Source organism: Paraburkholderia dioscoreae (genome assembly GCF_902459535.1).
Lineage (GTDB): Bacteria > Pseudomonadota > Gammaproteobacteria > Burkholderiales > Burkholderiaceae > Paraburkholderia > Paraburkholderia dioscoreae.
This window is the reverse complement of record NZ_LR699554.1, coordinates 1,909,907-1,925,659: the sequence shown is the minus strand read 5'-3', so window position 1 is coordinate 1,925,659 and position 15,753 is coordinate 1,909,907. Positions and strand designations below refer to the sequence as shown.

Annotated in this window: 14 protein-coding genes and 1 riboswitch; of the genes, 8 read left to right on the top strand and 6 right to left on the bottom strand. The window is 64.7% G+C overall.

Annotation, left to right across the window (positions count from 1 at the left end):
• Positions 1 to 10: 10 nt before the first annotated feature.
• From PDMSB3_RS28840 to PDMSB3_RS28830, 3 genes are read left to right on the top strand one after another with little or no spacing between them, the layout of a single operon-like run.
• Positions 11 to 493 (top strand): DUF2778 domain-containing protein, encoded by a 483-nt coding sequence (locus tag PDMSB3_RS28840; RefSeq protein WP_007177446.1) that lies wholly within the window; start codon positions 11 to 13, stop codon positions 491 to 493.
• Positions 490 to 1,107 (top strand): hypothetical protein, encoded by a 618-nt coding sequence (locus tag PDMSB3_RS28835; protein ID WP_007177445.1) that lies wholly within the window; start codon positions 490 to 492, stop codon positions 1,105 to 1,107. Before PDMSB3_RS28840 ends, PDMSB3_RS28835 begins: the two co-directional genes overlap by 4 nt.
• A gap of 25 nt (positions 1,108 to 1,132) precedes the next feature.
• Positions 1,133 to 1,744 (top strand): hypothetical protein, encoded by a 612-nt coding sequence (locus tag PDMSB3_RS28830; protein ID WP_007177444.1) that lies wholly within the window; start codon positions 1,133 to 1,135, stop codon positions 1,742 to 1,744.
• 11 nt (positions 1,745 to 1,755) lie between these two features.
• Here the strand turns inward: PDMSB3_RS28830 and cobJ are convergent, their stop codons facing one another.
• The 4 genes from cobJ to cobG are packed head-to-tail and all read right to left on the bottom strand — an operon-like array spanning position 1,756 to position 6,366.
• Positions 1,756 to 3,537: a precorrin-3B C(17)-methyltransferase gene (gene cobJ / locus PDMSB3_RS28825; protein ID WP_197740309.1), complete on the bottom strand. Its 1,782-nt coding sequence runs from the start codon at positions 3,535 to 3,537 to the stop codon at positions 1,756 to 1,758.
• The gene (locus PDMSB3_RS28820) at positions 3,534 to 4,265 is read right to left on the bottom strand and encodes a precorrin-2 C(20)-methyltransferase (RefSeq protein ID WP_165188481.1); all 732 of its coding nucleotides are present in this window, start codon (positions 4,263 to 4,265) and stop codon (positions 3,534 to 3,536) included. The genes cobJ and PDMSB3_RS28820 overlap by 4 nt, the downstream gene beginning before the upstream one ends.
• Positions 4,266 to 4,892 (bottom strand): precorrin-8X methylmutase, encoded by a 627-nt coding sequence (locus tag PDMSB3_RS28815; protein ID WP_165188479.1) that lies wholly within the window; start codon positions 4,890 to 4,892, stop codon positions 4,266 to 4,268.
• Positions 4,885 to 6,366: a precorrin-3B synthase gene (cobG, locus tag PDMSB3_RS28810; protein ID WP_407670656.1), complete on the bottom strand. Its 1,482-nt coding sequence runs from the start codon at positions 6,364 to 6,366 to the stop codon at positions 4,885 to 4,887. Before cobG ends, PDMSB3_RS28815 begins: the two co-directional genes overlap by 8 nt.
• A 53-nt stretch (positions 6,367 to 6,419) precedes the next feature.
• Positions 6,420 to 6,598: riboswitch (cobalamin riboswitch) on the bottom strand.
• A gap of 84 nt (positions 6,599 to 6,682) precedes the next feature.
• Here cobG and PDMSB3_RS28805 point away from each other — a divergent pair.
• Genes PDMSB3_RS28805 through cobM form a run of 4 tightly spaced genes read left to right on the top strand, consistent with a single transcriptional unit; the run spans position 6,683 to position 10,614 of the window.
• Positions 6,683 to 7,999, top strand: a complete 1,317-nt coding sequence (locus PDMSB3_RS28805; protein WP_007177439.1) for a bifunctional cobalt-precorrin-7 (C(5))-methyltransferase/cobalt-precorrin-6B (C(15))-methyltransferase — start codon at positions 6,683 to 6,685, stop codon at positions 7,997 to 7,999.
• Positions 7,999 to 9,105 (top strand): cobalt-precorrin-5B (C(1))-methyltransferase, encoded by a 1,107-nt coding sequence (locus PDMSB3_RS28800; protein WP_007177438.1) that lies wholly within the window; start codon positions 7,999 to 8,001, stop codon positions 9,103 to 9,105. Before PDMSB3_RS28805 ends, PDMSB3_RS28800 begins: the two co-directional genes overlap by 1 nt.
• Before the next feature lie 2 nt (positions 9,106 to 9,107).
• Complete coding sequence (locus PDMSB3_RS28795) at positions 9,108 to 9,830, top strand: cobalt-precorrin-6A reductase (RefSeq protein WP_197740308.1); 723 nt, start codon at positions 9,108 to 9,110, stop codon at positions 9,828 to 9,830.
• A gap of 58 nt (positions 9,831 to 9,888) precedes the next feature.
• Entirely contained in the window at positions 9,889 to 10,614 is a 726-nt protein-coding gene (cobM, locus tag PDMSB3_RS28790; protein ID WP_007177436.1) for a precorrin-4 C(11)-methyltransferase, read from the top strand.
• A gap of 106 nt (positions 10,615 to 10,720) precedes the next feature.
• Here the strand turns inward: cobM and metE are convergent, their stop codons facing one another.
• Complete coding sequence (gene metE / locus PDMSB3_RS28785; protein ID WP_007177435.1) at positions 10,721 to 13,015, bottom strand: 5-methyltetrahydropteroyltriglutamate--homocysteine S-methyltransferase; 2,295 nt, start codon at positions 13,013 to 13,015, stop codon at positions 10,721 to 10,723.
• Positions 13,016 to 13,150: 135 nt separating this feature from the next.
• Between metE and PDMSB3_RS28780 the strand changes: the two genes are divergently transcribed.
• Complete coding sequence (locus PDMSB3_RS28780; RefSeq protein WP_007177434.1) at positions 13,151 to 14,083, top strand: LysR family transcriptional regulator; 933 nt, start codon at positions 13,151 to 13,153, stop codon at positions 14,081 to 14,083.
• A gap of 89 nt (positions 14,084 to 14,172) precedes the next feature.
• Here PDMSB3_RS28780 and PDMSB3_RS28775 read toward each other — a convergent pair whose 3' ends face one another.
• On the bottom strand, positions 14,173 to 15,666 hold the full coding sequence (locus tag PDMSB3_RS28775; protein ID WP_165188475.1) for an MDR family MFS transporter: 1,494 nt from the start codon (positions 15,664 to 15,666) through the stop codon (positions 14,173 to 14,175).
• Positions 15,667 to 15,753: the final 87 nt, after the last annotated feature.

Below are 15,753 nucleotides of genomic sequence, written 5' to 3'. Positions count from 1 at the left end.
GGCAGAGGAAATGCCGGTCAAGTGTACTTTTGTTCTTAATAGGGAGGTCACCTCTTTTTTCATTTGCGACGGAACGGTGTCGGTCGCTGCGTTTTCTGGAACCGATCGGGGCCGGGATAATCCCGATGATACGGCTGTCGAAAATGTTGGGCCGATCCCGAAAGGGACCTATTATCTTGTCGATCGTCAGTCAGGCGGTTACATGGGTTTGATATACGACTGGTGGAATGCACAAGGCGTTAGCTCTACCGACCGTCGAAAGTGGTTCATGCTCTGGAATCCTGCAACGGGGGATACGACCAACATCAATGGCATCAAGCGCGGTAACTTCCGGCTGCATCCAGTCGGGCGCATTGGGCTGAGTCACGGATGTATCACGGTTGCGAATCCTAAAGAATTCGAACTACTTGAGAAATACATTCGTTCGCGAGGACAGACCTTACCCGTACCGGGGTCAACTTTGCGAGCCTATGGAACCGTTGACGTGAAATGAACAAGCGCCTGGTCATCAGCATTTCGACCTACACCGCTTTGATAGTGATATCCGTGATTGCTGGTTTGCGGACCACGTATCTTGTTGACATGCTCCCAATGGAAATGCCGGAGAGCGTGGAAGCATTTATCCGATTCTGGCTGTCATGCACCGGCACTGAATATCTGGGAAATCCCGACGATATGGAAGTGCTTGCGTTACTACTCTATTGGGCGGTCGCCACATTGCTGATTGCGGTGGCATTAATTGGATTCAAACGGTGGCTGCCTGGTTATCTCGTTGCCAGAAAAAGTGGTGAAGCGATACCCAGGATGCCTTTGCCCGTAACGCTCGTAGCATCTTTATTTGCGCTTCTCTTCATTAGCAATATTGGTTGGCAACTGGCGAGCCCGCTTACGAGATACCCACTTCATATACCGGGTCCAGTCAAGGCAGTAGTCAGATTCTACCTATCAGCTACAGGTCGAGGCGCCCGTTCAGATCTCGATGAGAATCTGATCTTGTACGTCATGGACCTTTATTGGGCGATCGCTACCCTGTGCATCGGCGTACCTGTCGTTCTTTGCTGTCTGGCGATACGTCGGTTTATGCGCAGAAAAATCAATCAGCCTTGAGAGGCGATGGAACCGTTGATGTGAAATGAACAAGCGCCTGATCATCAGCATCTCGATTTACACCGCTTTGATAGTGGTATCGGCGATTGAAGGTTGGCGCTCGACGTATCTTATCGACATGCTCCCAATGGGAATGCCAGAGAACGTGGAAGCCTTTATCCGATTCTGGCTATCCTGCACCGGTACTGAATATCTGGACAATCCTGACGATATGGCAGTGCTTGCGTTGCTGCTCCACTGGTTGATCGTCACCCTGATTTTTGCGCTCGCACTGCTTGGATTCAAACGGTGGCTGTCCCGCTATCTCAGCGCAAGGACAACCGGTGAACCGAGTCCCAGGTTACCTGTGTTGGTAACGCTTGTTATGTCGTTACTTGCATTTGTCGTCAGTTGTGATCTTGGCTGGTACCTTTCGCTTCTGTTCGCGAGATATACAGTCGATATCCCCATGCCTGTCAAAGCCGTCATCGGATCCTATCGATCAGTGACAGACCAAGGCAGTGGATCAGGTCCCGATGACGATATGACGTATTTCGCTATCGAACTTTATTGGGTCATAACAACGCTGTTTGTCGCCACGCTTATCTTTTTGACCTGCGTCGTCGTGTGCAGATCGCTGCGGAAGAAAACCTCGTAACCCACACCCACTCACTCATACCACCGCGGCGTATAAACCCACTCACCCCCTTCATCCCCATTGCCGAACCGCCGCGTCGTGGACGACCCCACGATCACCATCGTGCGCATATCCACATCGGACGAGCGCAATTCGCCCAGCGTGATCGTCCGCAGCGTGTTGCCGGGCCGGCCAATGTCCCGGCCCAGCACCACCTGCGTCTGCGCACCCCGATATTCCCGCACAATGTCCAGCGCTTTATCCAGTTGCCAGGGGCGCGCGCGCGAAATCGGGTTATAGAACGCCATCACCAGGTCCGCTTCGGCCGCATGCCTAAGGCGCTTTTCGATGATCGCCCAAGGCTTCAGATTGTCGGATAGCGACAGCATGCAGAAATCATGACCCAACGGCGCACCCGCTTGCGCCGCCGTCGCCATCGCCGCCGATACGCCGGGCACGATTTCCAGTTCAACCGCTGCCCAGTCCGTGTTCTGCGATGCCTCTAACACTTCGAGCACCGCCGCCGCCATCGCGAAAACGCCGGGATCGCCTGAGGACACCATCACCACGGCGCGTCCTTCGCTCGCCAGTTCGAACGCGTGCCGCGCGCGCTGCAGTTCCTCGCGATTGTCCGTGCCATGCACGCGCTGGTCGGCGCGCAACGGGCCGGCCATTTTCACGTAGGTGTCGTAGCCGAGGATATCGGTGGCGAGGTTCAGCGCCGTGCGCGCGGCAGGCACCATCAGATCGGCGCTGCCGGGGCCGAGGCCGATCACGGTCAGACGTCCGCGCGCACGGCCGATCGTGTCCGGATCGACGGCGAGCGGTGCCAATGCCAGCGCGACGCCAGCCGTCGCATCGTTATGCAGCGTCTCGTATGGAATGCGCAGCGCGGCATGCAGCAGATCAGCCGGCGGTTCGCCATCTTCGGGACGCGTCGGCGCGAAGCGCAGCGGCACTTTCAGATTCGCGGCGGCTTCGGCAAGCGCCGGATCGGCCATGTGTTCAGAGGAAGCGAGCAATGCCGCGAGCGAAAGCGGCGCGAGGCCATGCGCGTCCAGTGCGTCGCGTACGCGGGCCACAATCTGCGCACCAGCACCAGCACCAGCACCAGCACCAGCACCAGCACCGGCACCGGCACCAGCACCAGCACCAGCACCAGCACCGGCACCGGCACCCGTCACCGCTGCCACCACGCTGCGTGGATGAATCACCAGCTCATCCTCGCGTCCGTCCCACACACGCGGCGTCACGCGAATCGCCAGACGCGCCGACGCGGAGCGCGGCAGTTGCGCGCCGTCGAGCCACGGCGCTTCGCCTTCGACACGCGTGCTTTCGCCAGCCAGCAGATCCGACACGAAGCGTTTGCCTTGCCCGATATCGGCGAGCGTATAACCGTCGGGCGGATTGAGCACGCAGGTGCCGAAACGCAATTCGCCGCTCGTCGTGATGGCGGGCGGCACGGCCAGCATTGCGGCAATCTCTCGCGCCATCACGTTGACACCGGCAAGACCGCCGAGCAGCGGCACGACTGCGCTGCCGTCTTCGGCGACGGCCAGCACCGGCGGCTCGACGCCCTTGTTCGACAACGACGGCGCGACACAGCGAATCACGATGCCCGTCGCGCACAACGCGACGATCGGCGTGCCGCGCGCATACAGCTCCCGCAAATGCGCGCCGAGTTCGCGGTACGGCGCATCGGCCTCAACGCGTCCCTGCAACGCATGCACCTGGCTATCCGCATACAGCGCCTGAATGCGACGCGCCGTCGCCAACGCGCCCGCGCCAAGAATTACGATCGCGGGCGCGGTCATCCTTGCCATTTTTGCCCCGGCACGACAAGCAACGAAAAATACGGCGACGCCATCGGATCCACATCAGCGAGCGGCACGATGCGCTGATTGCCCATCGTCGCGCGTTCGACATAGAGCGCGCGGTCCGCGAGGCCGAGCTCGCCCAGCACGCGCCGCACCTTGTCGAAGTTGCGGCCGAGCTTCATCACGACGGCGGCGTCGGCATCGGCCAGGCGCCGGCGCAATTCGTCTTCGGGCAGGACGCCCGAGAGCACCGACAAACTCTGATTGCGATACACGAGCGGCGAACCGAGCACCGCGGCGCCGCCGAGCATCGCGCACACGCCGGGCACGACTTCGCTCTCGTAGCGCGCCGCAAGCCGGTCGTGCAGATACATGTACGAACCGTAGAAGAACGGATCGCCTTCGCAGATCACGGCGACGTCGCGGCCCGCGTCGAGGTGAGCGGCGACGACTTCCGCCGCAGTGTCGTAGAAATCGGCGATGATCGCTTCGTATGAAAGCGGCGGTTCGAGCGCTTCAGTGGTGACGGGATAGACGAGCGGCAGATGCTGCTGCGCGTCGTGCAAATGCGCCTCGATAATGCTGAACGCGTTGCCTTTCTTGCCCTTCGCGACGAAGTACGCGACGACCGCTGCCGACTTCAGCAAACGCAGCGCTTTCAGCGTGATGAGTTCCGGATCGCCGGGGCCGACGCCGAGTCCGAACAAACGTCCTTGCGCCGTCATTTATTCGACCTCCGTTGCGAGCGCGTTCACGGCGGCCGCCGCCATCGCGCTGCCGCCGCGCCGGCCATGTACCACCACGTAGGGCACGCCGCGGCTATCTTCGGCAAGCATGGCTTTCGATTCGGCGGCGCCGACAAAGCCCACGGGAAAGCCGAGTATCAACGCCGGCTTGGGCGCACCGGCGTCCAGCATATCGAGGAGATGAAACAGTGCGGTCGGCGCATTGCCGATCACGACGACGCTGCCCGCCAGATGCGGCCGCCACAATTCGAGCGCGGCCGCGGAGCGCGTATTGCCGAGTTCGCGCGCGAGCGACGGCACGTCCCGATGCGCGAGCGTGCAGATGACTTCGTTGTTCGCCGGCAGCCGGGCACGCGTGATGCCCTGCGCGACCATGCCGGCATCGCATAGGATCGGCGCACCTTGCGCGAGCGCCGAGCGGCCGGCCGCGCCCGCGCCTTCGGAGAACCGCAGAGCGTCGATCACATCGACCATGCCGCACGCGTGGATCACGCGCACCGCGAGTTTTTCGAGGTCGGGGGGAATGCGCGACAGGTCGGCTTCCGCGCGGATCGTCGCGAAAGATTGGCGATAGATCTCCTGACCGTCGCGAATGTAATCAAGCATTGGTGTTACTCCGGGCCAGGCGGTCGAGCATGTCGGCAGCCTGGTCGATCGTCAGTTGGCGCGCGACGCATTGGCCGAAACCGGGCCGGCCGTCGTGTCGATCGCGTCGATAAAGGTCGTAAAGGCCGGGCGCCGCGGCCAGCAGCGTGTACGGCGCGCAATGCGCGGCGGCGCACGAGCGCGCGCAGCCGCTCAGATGCACGTCGACGCCGGCCGGCAGGCGTCGGGCGAGGCGCAGCGCGTCGGTCTTGGTGTCGGCGAGGCTTTTCGCGCAGCCGCTCGATCCCGCGCACGCGATCAGACGGGTGATGGCTTGCGCGGAATCGCAGGCGAGATCGAGCGCGTTCAGGCTGGACAGCACAGGCGGGACGGCGTGCGTTGCGATATCGGGCAGCAGCACGCTTTGCCACGGTGTGACGCGCAGCGTGCCGTCGCCGTGCTGCTGCGAAAGCGCGGCGAGGGCGTGCAGGGTGTCGGCGTCGAGGCGGCCTGAAGCGGGTTGGCCGCCTACGTGCCAGGTTCCCGGTTGACGTTGAGCGTGAGCGCCGAGGCGCAGGCCGGCGTCGGCTGGCGTGCTGCGATGCCAGTTGGCTGGCGACACGTTTCGCGTCAGCGGGAAATCGACATACTGTTGAGCGTGATGCAATAGGGTGTCGGCGGAATGCAGGGTTAGCAGATGACGCATGCGTGTGGCGTCCGCTGCGGCGAGGTCGAGGAACGTGAGCAGCAGTGCGCGTACCAGAGCCGGAGCTTGCGAGGGGAGTATCGCGGCTAACGGGCCTGTGCCGTTTGCGTGGGACTCTGCCGTCGTGATGCACTCGCTTTGCGTTGGCGAGCCGGCAAACGCAGCCGCACTCGCACTCGCAGGCGGACAACCTGCCAGGCCGAATACGAAGCGCACGCCGTCCGCTTCTCGCGACGCCGCCAGCCAGAGATCGTGCGGATGATCTACTCTCGCGAGCCGTTCGCCACCGTCCAGCAGCAGTGCGAATTTCGGCGATAGCGCCGCGAAACGCGCTTCGCTTTGCAGCATCGCGAGTAGAGCGGCGCACAGCGGGCGGGTGTCGAGCAGGGCGGATGGATCGCGTCCGGCGGCGGGGCTGATCATCACGTTGCGCACGTCGTCGGCTGCGATCGACGTCGGCCCGAGACCGGCACCGACGAGCGCCGCGATCAACGCCGCTTCCTCGCCACGCTTCACCCCGCGCACCTGCACATTCGCACGATTGGTCAGCTCGATCACCCCGGCCGCATGCCGTGCGCTGGCCTCGGCGATTGCCCGCGCCTGCGCCGTGCTCAACTCACCGCCGGGCAGTTTGATGCGGCAAATCCCGCCGTCGCGCGCGGCGACGATGCGCAGCAGCCCCGGACACGCCGAAGGCCGCGGCGTTGGGGCCGCGTCGGACAAAACGGTGGAGGGCGTTGCTTGATTCAAGACGGACACCGGTTTAGCGTCGCGCGACGGCCCGAGCATGCCGTGAGGCGGGCATGGCTGCGGCATCGGTACACCCCGCCCGATGTAGGCTGGCACGAACAGTCTCGCCGGCAGGTCTCCTGGCTGGCAGGTCATGGTCCGCTGCGGCCTTCCCGGTCGAACCAGTGGCGTGAAGCGCAGGCGGACTCGCTGCATACAGTTGCGGGGGCAGCCACAGTGGCACTGTGTTCCCTCTTCGGCCCCGAAGGGCACCGGCGGCTGTATTATGCCTTTTTTCGAACAGCACAACGAGGCTGGGCGCTTTGATCGGCGCGGCACAGCGCATTATTTGAAGACACAGAATGAGGATGGATGCATGCCGGCCTGGCTGACGGTGGTGGGCATTGGCGACGACGGCTTCGCCGGCTTGGGGCGGCGCGCGCGGCGTGCTTTGCTGGAAGCATCGGTGGTGTACGGTGGCGAACGCCATCTGGCGATGTTGCCCGCGCGGCTCGCCGCGCGCCGTGCCGCGTGGCCGCGTCCGTTCGATCTTGCGCCTTTGCTGGCCGAGCGCAACGGCGCGGTGTGCGTGCTGGCGAGCGGCGACCCGATGCTGTTCGGCGTGGGCGCGACGCTCGCGCGGCAATTGCCGGCGGGAGAGTTGCGGGTGCTGCCCGCGCCGTCGTCGTTGTCGCTGGCGGCCGCGCGCCTCGGCTGGCCGTTGCAGGACGTCGCGACGGTGTCGCTGGTGGGCCGCCCGTTGCCCACGCTGAACGCGCATCTGCACGACGGCGCGCGCGTGTTCGTGTTGAGCGCGGACGGGCACACGCCCGCGGCGCTCGCGGAATTGCTGAACGCACGCGGATTCGGAGCGACCCGCATGAGCGTGCTGGAACATCTGGGCGGCGAGTTGGAGCGGCGCATCGACGGCCGCGCGGATCAGTGGTCGGCGGGTGAGGTGGCCGCGCTGAATCTGGTCGCCCTCGATTGCCGCGCCACCGAAGGCGCGCCACGTTTGCCGCTGACCTGCGGTTTGCCCGACGACGCCTTTCGCCACGACGGCCAACTGACCAAACGCGATGTGCGCGCGATCACGCTTGCGCGCCTCGCGCCGGCGCCCGGCGAACTGCTGTGGGACGTGGGCGCGGGCAGCGGCTCGATCGGCATCGAGTGGATGCGCGCGCATCCGACTTGCCGCGCGATCGCTATTGAAGGACACGCCGAGCGTCAGCGTTTCATCGAACACAATCGCGATGCGTTGGGTGTGCCGGGTCTGCAACTGGTCGCGGGCCGCGCGCCGGCTGCGCTGCAGGGGTTGCCGGTGCCGGATGCGGTGTTCATCGGCGGCGGCGCGACGGTGCCGGGCGTGCTGGAGGTGTGCTGGGCAAGTCTGCGCGAGGGCGGGCGACTGGTTGCCAACGCGGTCACGCTGCAAGGCGAAGCGGCGCTGGCCGCATGGCGCGAGCGGCACGGCGGTACGTTGACGCGGATCGCGCTCGCCGATGCACAACCGCTCGGCGGTTTCGACACGTGGCGGCAGGCGTTGCCGATCACGCTGCTGGATGTGACGAAGCCGGCCGAAGACTCGGCCGCGCATGTTGCTGGAGCCCTTGACGGCACGAACGGCACGAGTGTCACGGCTGCCGCGCGTGTCACGAACCCCGCCGTTGCCGACTCACCGCACGAACCCTGATGCGCGAAGAAACGCCCGAACAACCCGCGCCGCTGCGTAGCGGCTACACGACCGGCAGTTGCGCCACCGCGACGTCGTTGGCGGCGGCGCGTCTGTTGCTCACGGGGGTGGCCAGCGAAGTCGCGGAGATCGTGTTGCCCAAGGGCCAGCATGTGCCGATGCGCCTGGTCTTCTGCCGCCTGGTCGACAACGACAACGGCAGCAATAGCAGCGCCGAAGCCGGCACCATCAAGGACGCCGGCGACGATCCCGACGTCACGCACGGCGCGGTGGTATTCGCCCGCGTGCGCCTCGTCGCCGTGCCGGGTGTGACGTTTCGCGCGGGGCCGGGCGTCGGCACGGTGACACGCGCGGGACTCACGCTGCCGGTTGGCGAACCGGCGATCAACCCGGTACCGCGCCGAATGATGACCGAACACCTCGCCGAACTCGCGGCCGAGCATGCGTATGGCGGCGGATTCGAAGTGACGATCGGCGTGGAAGGCGGCGAAGCGCTCGCGCTGAAAACCATGAACCCGCGCCTCGGCATTCTCGGCGGCCTGTCGATTCTCGGCACCACCGGCATCGTGCGGCCGTTCTCGTGCTCGGCGTATATCGCGTCGATCCATCAGGGTATCGACGTCGCGCGCGCGAACGGCTACACGCATCTGGCCGCCTGCACCGGCAACGCCAGTGAAGACGCAATGCGTGCGCATTACGGCCTGCCGGATATCGCGCTGATCGAAATGGGCGACTTCGTCGGTGCGGTGCTCAAGCATATGAAGCGCGCGCCGGTCGAGCGTCTGAGCATATGCGGCGGCTTCGGCAAACTCAGCAAGCTGGCGGCGGGGCATCTCGACCTGCACAGCCGCAATTCGAGCATCGATCTCGAACAGCTCGCGCAATGGGCGGCCGGATACGGCGCCGACACCGCGCTTCAGGCGGCGATCCGCGCGGCCAATACGAGTCAGCAGGCGGTTGCGTTGGCGCGTGCGCAACAGGTGCCCCTCGGCGATATCGTCTGCCGGCATGCGCTGGCGGTGGCGCGCGCTATCGTGCCGCCACAGGTGAACGTGGAAATGTTCGCGATCGACCGCCAAGGCTTGCTGATCGGAGCCGCGCAATGAAAATGAAGCGGATTCTGCTGCTCGGCGGCACCGGCGACGCATTGCGGATTGCGCGGCAGCTCGGCGCTGAGCACGTGTACAGTCTCGCCGGCCTCGGCAAGGTGCCGGACGATCTGGCGTGCTCGGTGCGCGTGGGGGGCTTTGGCGGCAGCGAGGGCATGGCGCGCTACATCGAAGGAGAAGACATTGGACTCGTGCTCGATGCGACGCATCCGTATGCCGCGCAAATCAGCGCGAATGCGGCGCAAGCGAGCCGCGCGGCGCGTGTGCCGTATTGGGCGCTGCGCCGCCCGGCCTGGCAGCCGCAAGACGGCGACGATTGGCGCATGGTCGGCGACTGGACCGAGCTCACGGATGCGCTTGCGCCGTTCAGAAAGCCGCTTTTCACGCTCGGCCGCGAACCGCTCGCGCATCTCGACGAGATTCCGCCGCATCAGTTCTGGACCGTGCGTTGTCTCGATGCACACGAAGACACGCCGCGTGCACGGATTCTCGCGGCGCGCGGGCCGTTCACGCTCGAAGGCGAGCGCGCGCTGTTCGCCTTGCAAGCCTTCGACGTGGTGGTCAGTAAAAACAGCGGCGGCAACGCGACCGAAGCAAAACTCGAAGTCGCGCGTGAACGCGGTTTGCCGGTCGTGATGCTGCGCCGTCCTGAGCTGCCGGCGGCAGATCGGGAATTTGAACGTGTCGCCGACCTGCTCGAAGCGCTGCAAGCGGCAGATTGAGCGTGCGCCCGAATCGCGTGCGCGTGCTACGCCGTCCCAACGAATCATGGAGTATTAAATGACGGTGTTTTTTATCGGCGCCGGTCCTGGCGATCCGGAACTGATCACGGTGAAAGGGCAGCGCCTCGTGCGCAGTTGCCCGGTGATCCTGTACGCGGGTTCCCTCGTGCCGGCCGCGGTGCTCGAAGGTCATGCGGCCGCGCAAGTGGTGAATACCGCCGAGCTCGATCTCGATCAGATCATCGCGTTGCTCGAGGCCGCGCACGTCAAAGGGCAGGACGTGGCGCGCGTGCATTCCGGCGATCCGTCCTTGTATGGCGCGATCGGCGAACAGATCCGCAGACTGCGCGAGCTGAAGATTCCCTACGAGATCGTGCCGGGCGTTACCGCCACTGCGGCCTGCGCGGCGGCGCTGGGTTGCGAGCTCACGCTGCCCGATATCTCGCAGACGCTGATTCTCACGCGCTTCGCGAGCAAGACCAGCATGCCCGAAGGCGAACAGCTCGCCGACCTCGCGCGTCATCGCGCGACGATGGCGATTCACCTCGGCGTGCGGCATCTTGCGCGCATTGTCGATGAATTGCGGCCGCATTACGGCGGCGTCTGTCCGATCGCGGTGATCTATCGCGCGAGCTGGCCGGACGAGGAGAAGATTACCGGCACGCTCGACGATATCGTCAGCAAGGTGCAGTCCAGTTCCATCGAGCGGACCGCGCTGATTCTGGTCGGGCAGGTGCTCGCCGCCGAAGGTTTCGCGGATTCGACGCTGTACGCGAAAGACTGAACCTGCACGCGGCGCAAAGCCCATGCGCGTGGCGCCACGCCGACGCCACGCCAACGCCACGCCACGCGCAAATGGATTTTCAACGCCGGCTCAATGGCCCATCACATCACGCAGTCACTTCAGCCGGCTGCCTCGCCGCCAGCTTCGCGCGCAATGCTCTCGCGGCCCGCACCATGTTCGCGAGCGCTGCCTCCGTTTCCGGCCAGCCGCGCGTCTTCAACCCGCAATCCGGATTGACCCACAGGCGCTCGGCCGGAATCACTTCGCACGCGCGTTCCAGCAGACGTTGCATCGCGTCCGCGTCCGGCACGCGCGGCGAGTGGATATCGTAGACACCCGGGCCGATTTCGTTCGGATACGCGAAGGCGCCGAAGCCGTCGAGCAGTTCCATCGCCGAGCGCGAGGTCTCGATGGTGATCACGTCGGCATCCATCGCAGCGATCGACGGCAGAATGTCGTTGAACTCCGAATAACACATGTGCGTATGAATCTGCGTTTGATCGGCGACGCCCGCTGCCGAAATGCGGAACGCGCGCGTGGCCCATTCCAGATACGCGGGCCAGTCCGCGCGACGCAGCGGCAAGCCTTCGCGGAAAGCCGGTTCGTCGATCTGGATGATGCGAATGCCGGCCTTTTCCAGATCCACGACCTCGTCGCGGATCGCGAGCGCGAGTTGCAGCGCGGTGGTGGCGCGCGGCTGGTCGTCGCGCACGAACGACCATTGCAGCATCGTCACCGGCCCGGTCAGCATGCCTTTCATCAGACGCTGCGTGAGCGATTGCGCGTAACGCGTGGTCTCGACCGTCATCGGTTCGGGACGGTAGACATCGCCGTAGATGATCGGCGGTTTTACGCAACGCGAGCCGTAGCTCTGCACCCAGCCGTTTTCCGTGAACGCATAGCCCCACAACTGTTCGCCGAAATATTCGACCATGTCGTTGCGTTCGGCTTCGCCATGCACCAGCACGTCGAGCCCCAGCTCTTCCTGTTTGCGCACGGCGATTTCGATCTCGGCGCGCATGCGCTGCAGATAGTCGAGCGCGCGCAGTTCGCCACGTTTGTAGGCGGCGCGCGCCTGGCGGATCGCCGCCGTTTGCGGGAACGAACCGATCGTGGTGGTCGGCAGGAGCGGCAGGCCGAGCGTTTCGCGCTGCAGACGGTTGCGTTCGGCAAACGGGCTTTGCCGTTCCGCCATCGCGCTGCTTACCGCGGCCACGCGTTTTTGCACGAGCGCGTTGACCACCGCGCTGGAGTGGCGGCGTACTTCGAGCGCGCGGTCGGCGGCAGCGAGCGCCGGTTCGGCCGCGACGGGATCGCGCAAGGCGAGGGCGAGCGTGGCGACTTCAGCGAGTTTTTCGGTGGCGAACGCGAGCCAGGATTTCAGATCGGCGTCGAGTTTTTTCTCCGCGTCGAGCGAGACCGGCACATGCAGCAGCGAGCACGACGGCGCGATCCACAAGCGCTCGCCGAATTCGGCCTGCAAGCTCTGCAACGATTCGACGATCCCGCCGAGATCCGCGCGCCAGATATTGCGGCCGTCGATCACGCCGGCCGACAGCACCGCGTGCGCAGGCAACGCCGCGCGCCATGCGTCGAGCTGTTGCGGGGCGCGCACGAGGTCGAGATGCACACCGGCAACGGGCAGCGCGGCCACACGCGGCGCGTGTTCCGCTGCGCTTTCGAAGTACGTGGCGAGCAGCACCTTCACGCCCGACATGCCGAGCACGTCATACGCGGCGGAAAAAGCTTCGAGCCATTGCGCAGGCAGATCGACGCACAAAGCCGGCTCGTCGAGCTGCACCCATTCGATGCCGCGCTGCTTGAGCTTGTCCAGCAGACGGCTGTAGCGGATCACGAGATTCGGCAGCAACGACAAACGGTCGAAGCCGGCGACATGGCTCTTGGACAGCCACAGGTAAGTGATCGGCCCGATCAGCACCGGCTTGACCGGCAGATTCAGCGCGAGCGCTTCGTCGATCTCCTCGAACAGCCACTCGACGCCGCCGTCGAAACTCGTCTGCGGTCCCAGTTCGGGGACGAGGTAGTGGTAGTTGGTGTCGAACCATTTGGTCATTTCCATTGCCGGCTGCGCCGCGTTGCCACGCGCGAGTTCGTAGTACCGGGCGAGCGTCAGCGTCTTCGGTTCGAAGCCGAAACGCTGCGGCAATGCGCCGAGCAGCGCGCTCAGATTGAGCATCTGGTCGTAGTAGGCGAAATCGCCGACGGTGACGAAATCCAGCCCGGCGTCCTGCTGCAATTGCCAATGGCGGGCGCGCAATTCGCGCGCGACGCCACGCAGATGCTGCTCATCGGATTCGCCGCGCCAGAACGATTCCTGCGCGAATTTCAGTTCGCGCTGCGCGCCGATGCGTGGAAAGCCGGGAATGTGCGTGCGGGCCATGTGAAGTCCTGTTGTGCGTTGTATGAATTGGCGCCCAGTGTGGAAGTCGCGCTATGATTCATCAAGCGACATGTTTTCACCAATGTATGAGCCAGATTCATATTCACACTTGTGCGTTCAACGCGAGGCCATTCCATGCTTGAGCTTCGCCACTTGCGTTCGCTGATCGCCATTGCCGATTCGGGCAAGCTGGTGGCCGCCGCCGAGCGCGTGCATCTGAGCCAGTCCGCGCTGTCGCACCAGATTCGCGACATCGAGGCGCACTACGAGGTGTCGCTCTTCGAGCGCACCAGACAGGGTCTGCGCTTCACGGCCGCCGGCGAGCGGCTGCTGGCGCTCGGCCGCGAGACGATCGCGGCGGTGAGCGCGGCGGAGCGCGATCTCGTGCGGCTGAAGGGCGACACGCGCGGTGAGTTGCGCATCGTGCTGGAATGCCACACCTGCTTCGACTGGCTGATGCCGGTCATGGACGAGTTCCGCCGCCGCTGGCCGGAAGTCGAAGTGGATCTCGTCGCCGGTTTCCACGCGGACCCGCTGCGTTTGCTGAGCGACGGCAAGGCCGACGTGGTGATCGGCTCGAAACCGGCCAAGCGGCGCAACCTGCATATCGCGCCGCTGTTCCGCTTCGAGATTCTGGTGGTGATGGCCAACGAGCACCGGCTGCGCAACAAGCGCCGCGTGGCGGCGGACGATCTGCGCGACGAGACGCTGATCACCTATCCGGTGCCCGAGGCGCGCATCGATCTGATCCGCGAGGTGCTGGAGCCGGCCGGCATCAAACTCGAACGGCGCACGGCGGAACTGACCATCGCCGTCATGCAACTGGTGGCGAGTCGCCGCGGAATCGCGGCGCTGCCGAACTGGGGCGTGAAGAACTACGTCGATCACGATTACGTGCTGGCCAAACGGGTCGGCACGCAGGGGCTATGGAGCGAGTTGTACGCAGTGGCCGCGAAAGGTTTCGCGAGCCGGCCTTATTTCGACGATTTCGTCACGATCGTGCGCGATACCTGTGCGGCGCAACTGGACGGCATAGAGTTGCTGACGGCGCAAGGCGAGGCGGGCTGACGACTGCCTGCCCGCTTCGGCGCCGGGTCACGCATCCGATCCGGACGGGAATGCGCTGGAGCCGTGAGCCGCCGTGCCCGCCGTCCCTGTCAGTCCTCGATCGGCGACAACGTTTCGAGCGGCATTTTCTGCCCGGTCCCGATGCTGATCGCGGGCACGAGCGCCATCAGCACGACCGCGAAGATGCCGATGACGAAGATCGAGAGAAAGGTCAGATGCAGCGACTGATGCAGCACCATGCGGATCACTTCGCTGTCGCCGAGACTGGCGGCCTGATTCTGCAGCAACGCCCTCAACTGATCCGACGTGACCACGGCGACGCCCTTCGAGTGGCTGAGTCCGAAATTGAGCACCGCGCCGAACAGCGTCGCGCCCAGGGTGCTGCCGAGATTGCGCGAGAAAAGATTCGACGCGGTGGCGCTGCCGCGTTCGTCCATTCTGACGATTTCCTGAATCAGCACCAGCGAACTGATGCTCGAAGTGCCCATGCCGAAGCCCATGATGAGCGAACCAACCGCGGCGACGAGCGGCGAGCCGCCGGGCGACAGAAACAGCAACAGCACCGCGCCGACCGGAATGAACGCGCTGCCGCCGATCAGAATGCGCCGCAAGCCGAAGCGGTGGAACGACTTCGCCGCGAACGTGGCGCCGGCCGGCCAGCCCACCATCATCATGGTCAGCGCCAGGCCGGCGATCACCGGCGAGCGATGCAGCACGCCCTGCACGTACATCGGCAGAAACGTGGTGGCGCCCATCAGGATCATGCCGGCCAGCAAGGTCGCGCCATTGCAGGCGGCAATCGGCCGGCGGCTCCAGAGCGCGAAGGAGATCATCGGCTCGGCCGCGCGGCGCTCCTGCCAGACGAATGCCACCATGCACAACACGAACGCGCCGCCCGCGAGCAACGCTCGCGCGACCTCGTCGTCGCCCGCATAGGTCAGCGCCATCATGAGCGCGGCGATCGCGGCCATGAAGAGCGTCGCGCCGCCGAAATCGATCGACGGGCGCGCATGCCGTTCCGATTCGCGCAGGAACGCGATGAAGCCCGCCGCGGAGGCGAGCCCGATCGGCACGTTCATCCAGAAGATCCATGCCCACGACATGTTGTGAATGATGAAGCCGCCGACCATCGGACCTACCACCGCCGAAATGGCCCATACGCTCGCGAGGTAGCCTTGCACCTTGCCGCGTTCGTGGGCCGGATAGAGATCGGCGACGATGGTCAGCGTGACCGGCTGGATCGCACCCGCGCCGACGCCCTGGATCAGCCGGAAGGCGATCATTGCCGGCATCGACCAGGCGAAGCCCGCCAGCACCGAGCCGATCAGAAAGATCGCAATGCCGGCCAGCATGACCGGCTTGCGGCCATACAGATCGGCGAGTTTGCCAAAAACCACGGTCATCGCGGTCTGCGTGAGCAGGAACGACGAAAAGACCCAGCTATACAGATGCAGGTCGCCGAGTTGCGCGACGATCTGGGGCATGGCGGTGGAAACGATGGTGGCTTCGATGGCGACCATCGCCATGGACGCCATGACGGCGGCAATGACTAGAGGACGCGACGATTGCGGGTTGCGGGACATGAGCGAGGAGTTGGTAATAGGATGTAAGGCACGTCGGGTAGCGCGGCCGTGGGCGGGCACGCCGCGACGCATCAGCACGGCCGTACG

What these genes read in the sequence shown, in the direction of transcription:
- cobJ (WP_197740309.1), bottom strand. Translation starts at nt 3,537, where the DNA reads ATGACCGCGCCCGCGATCGTAATTCTTGGCGCGGGCGCGTTGGCGACG.
- PDMSB3_RS28835 (WP_007177445.1), top strand. Translation starts at nt 490, where the DNA reads ATGAACAAGCGCCTGGTCATCAGCATTTCGACCTACACCGCTTTGATA.
- PDMSB3_RS28805 (WP_007177439.1), top strand. Translation starts at nt 6,683, where the DNA reads ATGCCGGCCTGGCTGACGGTGGTGGGCATTGGCGACGACGGCTTCGCC.
- cobG (WP_407670656.1), bottom strand. Translation starts at nt 6,366, where the DNA reads ATGCTCGGGCCGTCGCGCGACGCTAAACCGGTGTCCGTCTTGAATCAA.
- PDMSB3_RS28815 (WP_165188479.1), bottom strand. Translation starts at nt 4,892, where the DNA reads ATGCTTGATTACATTCGCGACGGTCAGGAGATCTATCGCCAATCTTTC.
- PDMSB3_RS28795 (WP_197740308.1), top strand. Translation starts at nt 9,108, where the DNA reads ATGAAGCGGATTCTGCTGCTCGGCGGCACCGGCGACGCATTGCGGATT.
- PDMSB3_RS28830 (WP_007177444.1), top strand. Translation starts at nt 1,133, where the DNA reads ATGAACAAGCGCCTGATCATCAGCATCTCGATTTACACCGCTTTGATA.
- PDMSB3_RS28775 (WP_165188475.1), bottom strand. Translation starts at nt 15,666, where the DNA reads ATGTCCCGCAACCCGCAATCGTCGCGTCCTCTAGTCATTGCCGCCGTC.
- PDMSB3_RS28840 (WP_007177446.1), top strand. Translation starts at nt 11, where the DNA reads ATGCCGGTCAAGTGTACTTTTGTTCTTAATAGGGAGGTCACCTCTTTT.
- metE (WP_007177435.1), bottom strand. Translation starts at nt 13,015, where the DNA reads ATGGCCCGCACGCACATTCCCGGCTTTCCACGCATCGGCGCGCAGCGC.
- PDMSB3_RS28800 (WP_007177438.1), top strand. Translation starts at nt 7,999, where the DNA reads ATGCGCGAAGAAACGCCCGAACAACCCGCGCCGCTGCGTAGCGGCTAC.
- cobM (WP_007177436.1), top strand. Translation starts at nt 9,889, where the DNA reads ATGACGGTGTTTTTTATCGGCGCCGGTCCTGGCGATCCGGAACTGATC.
- PDMSB3_RS28820 (WP_165188481.1), bottom strand. Translation starts at nt 4,265, where the DNA reads ATGACGGCGCAAGGACGTTTGTTCGGACTCGGCGTCGGCCCCGGCGAT.
- PDMSB3_RS28780 (WP_007177434.1), top strand. Translation starts at nt 13,151, where the DNA reads ATGCTTGAGCTTCGCCACTTGCGTTCGCTGATCGCCATTGCCGATTCG.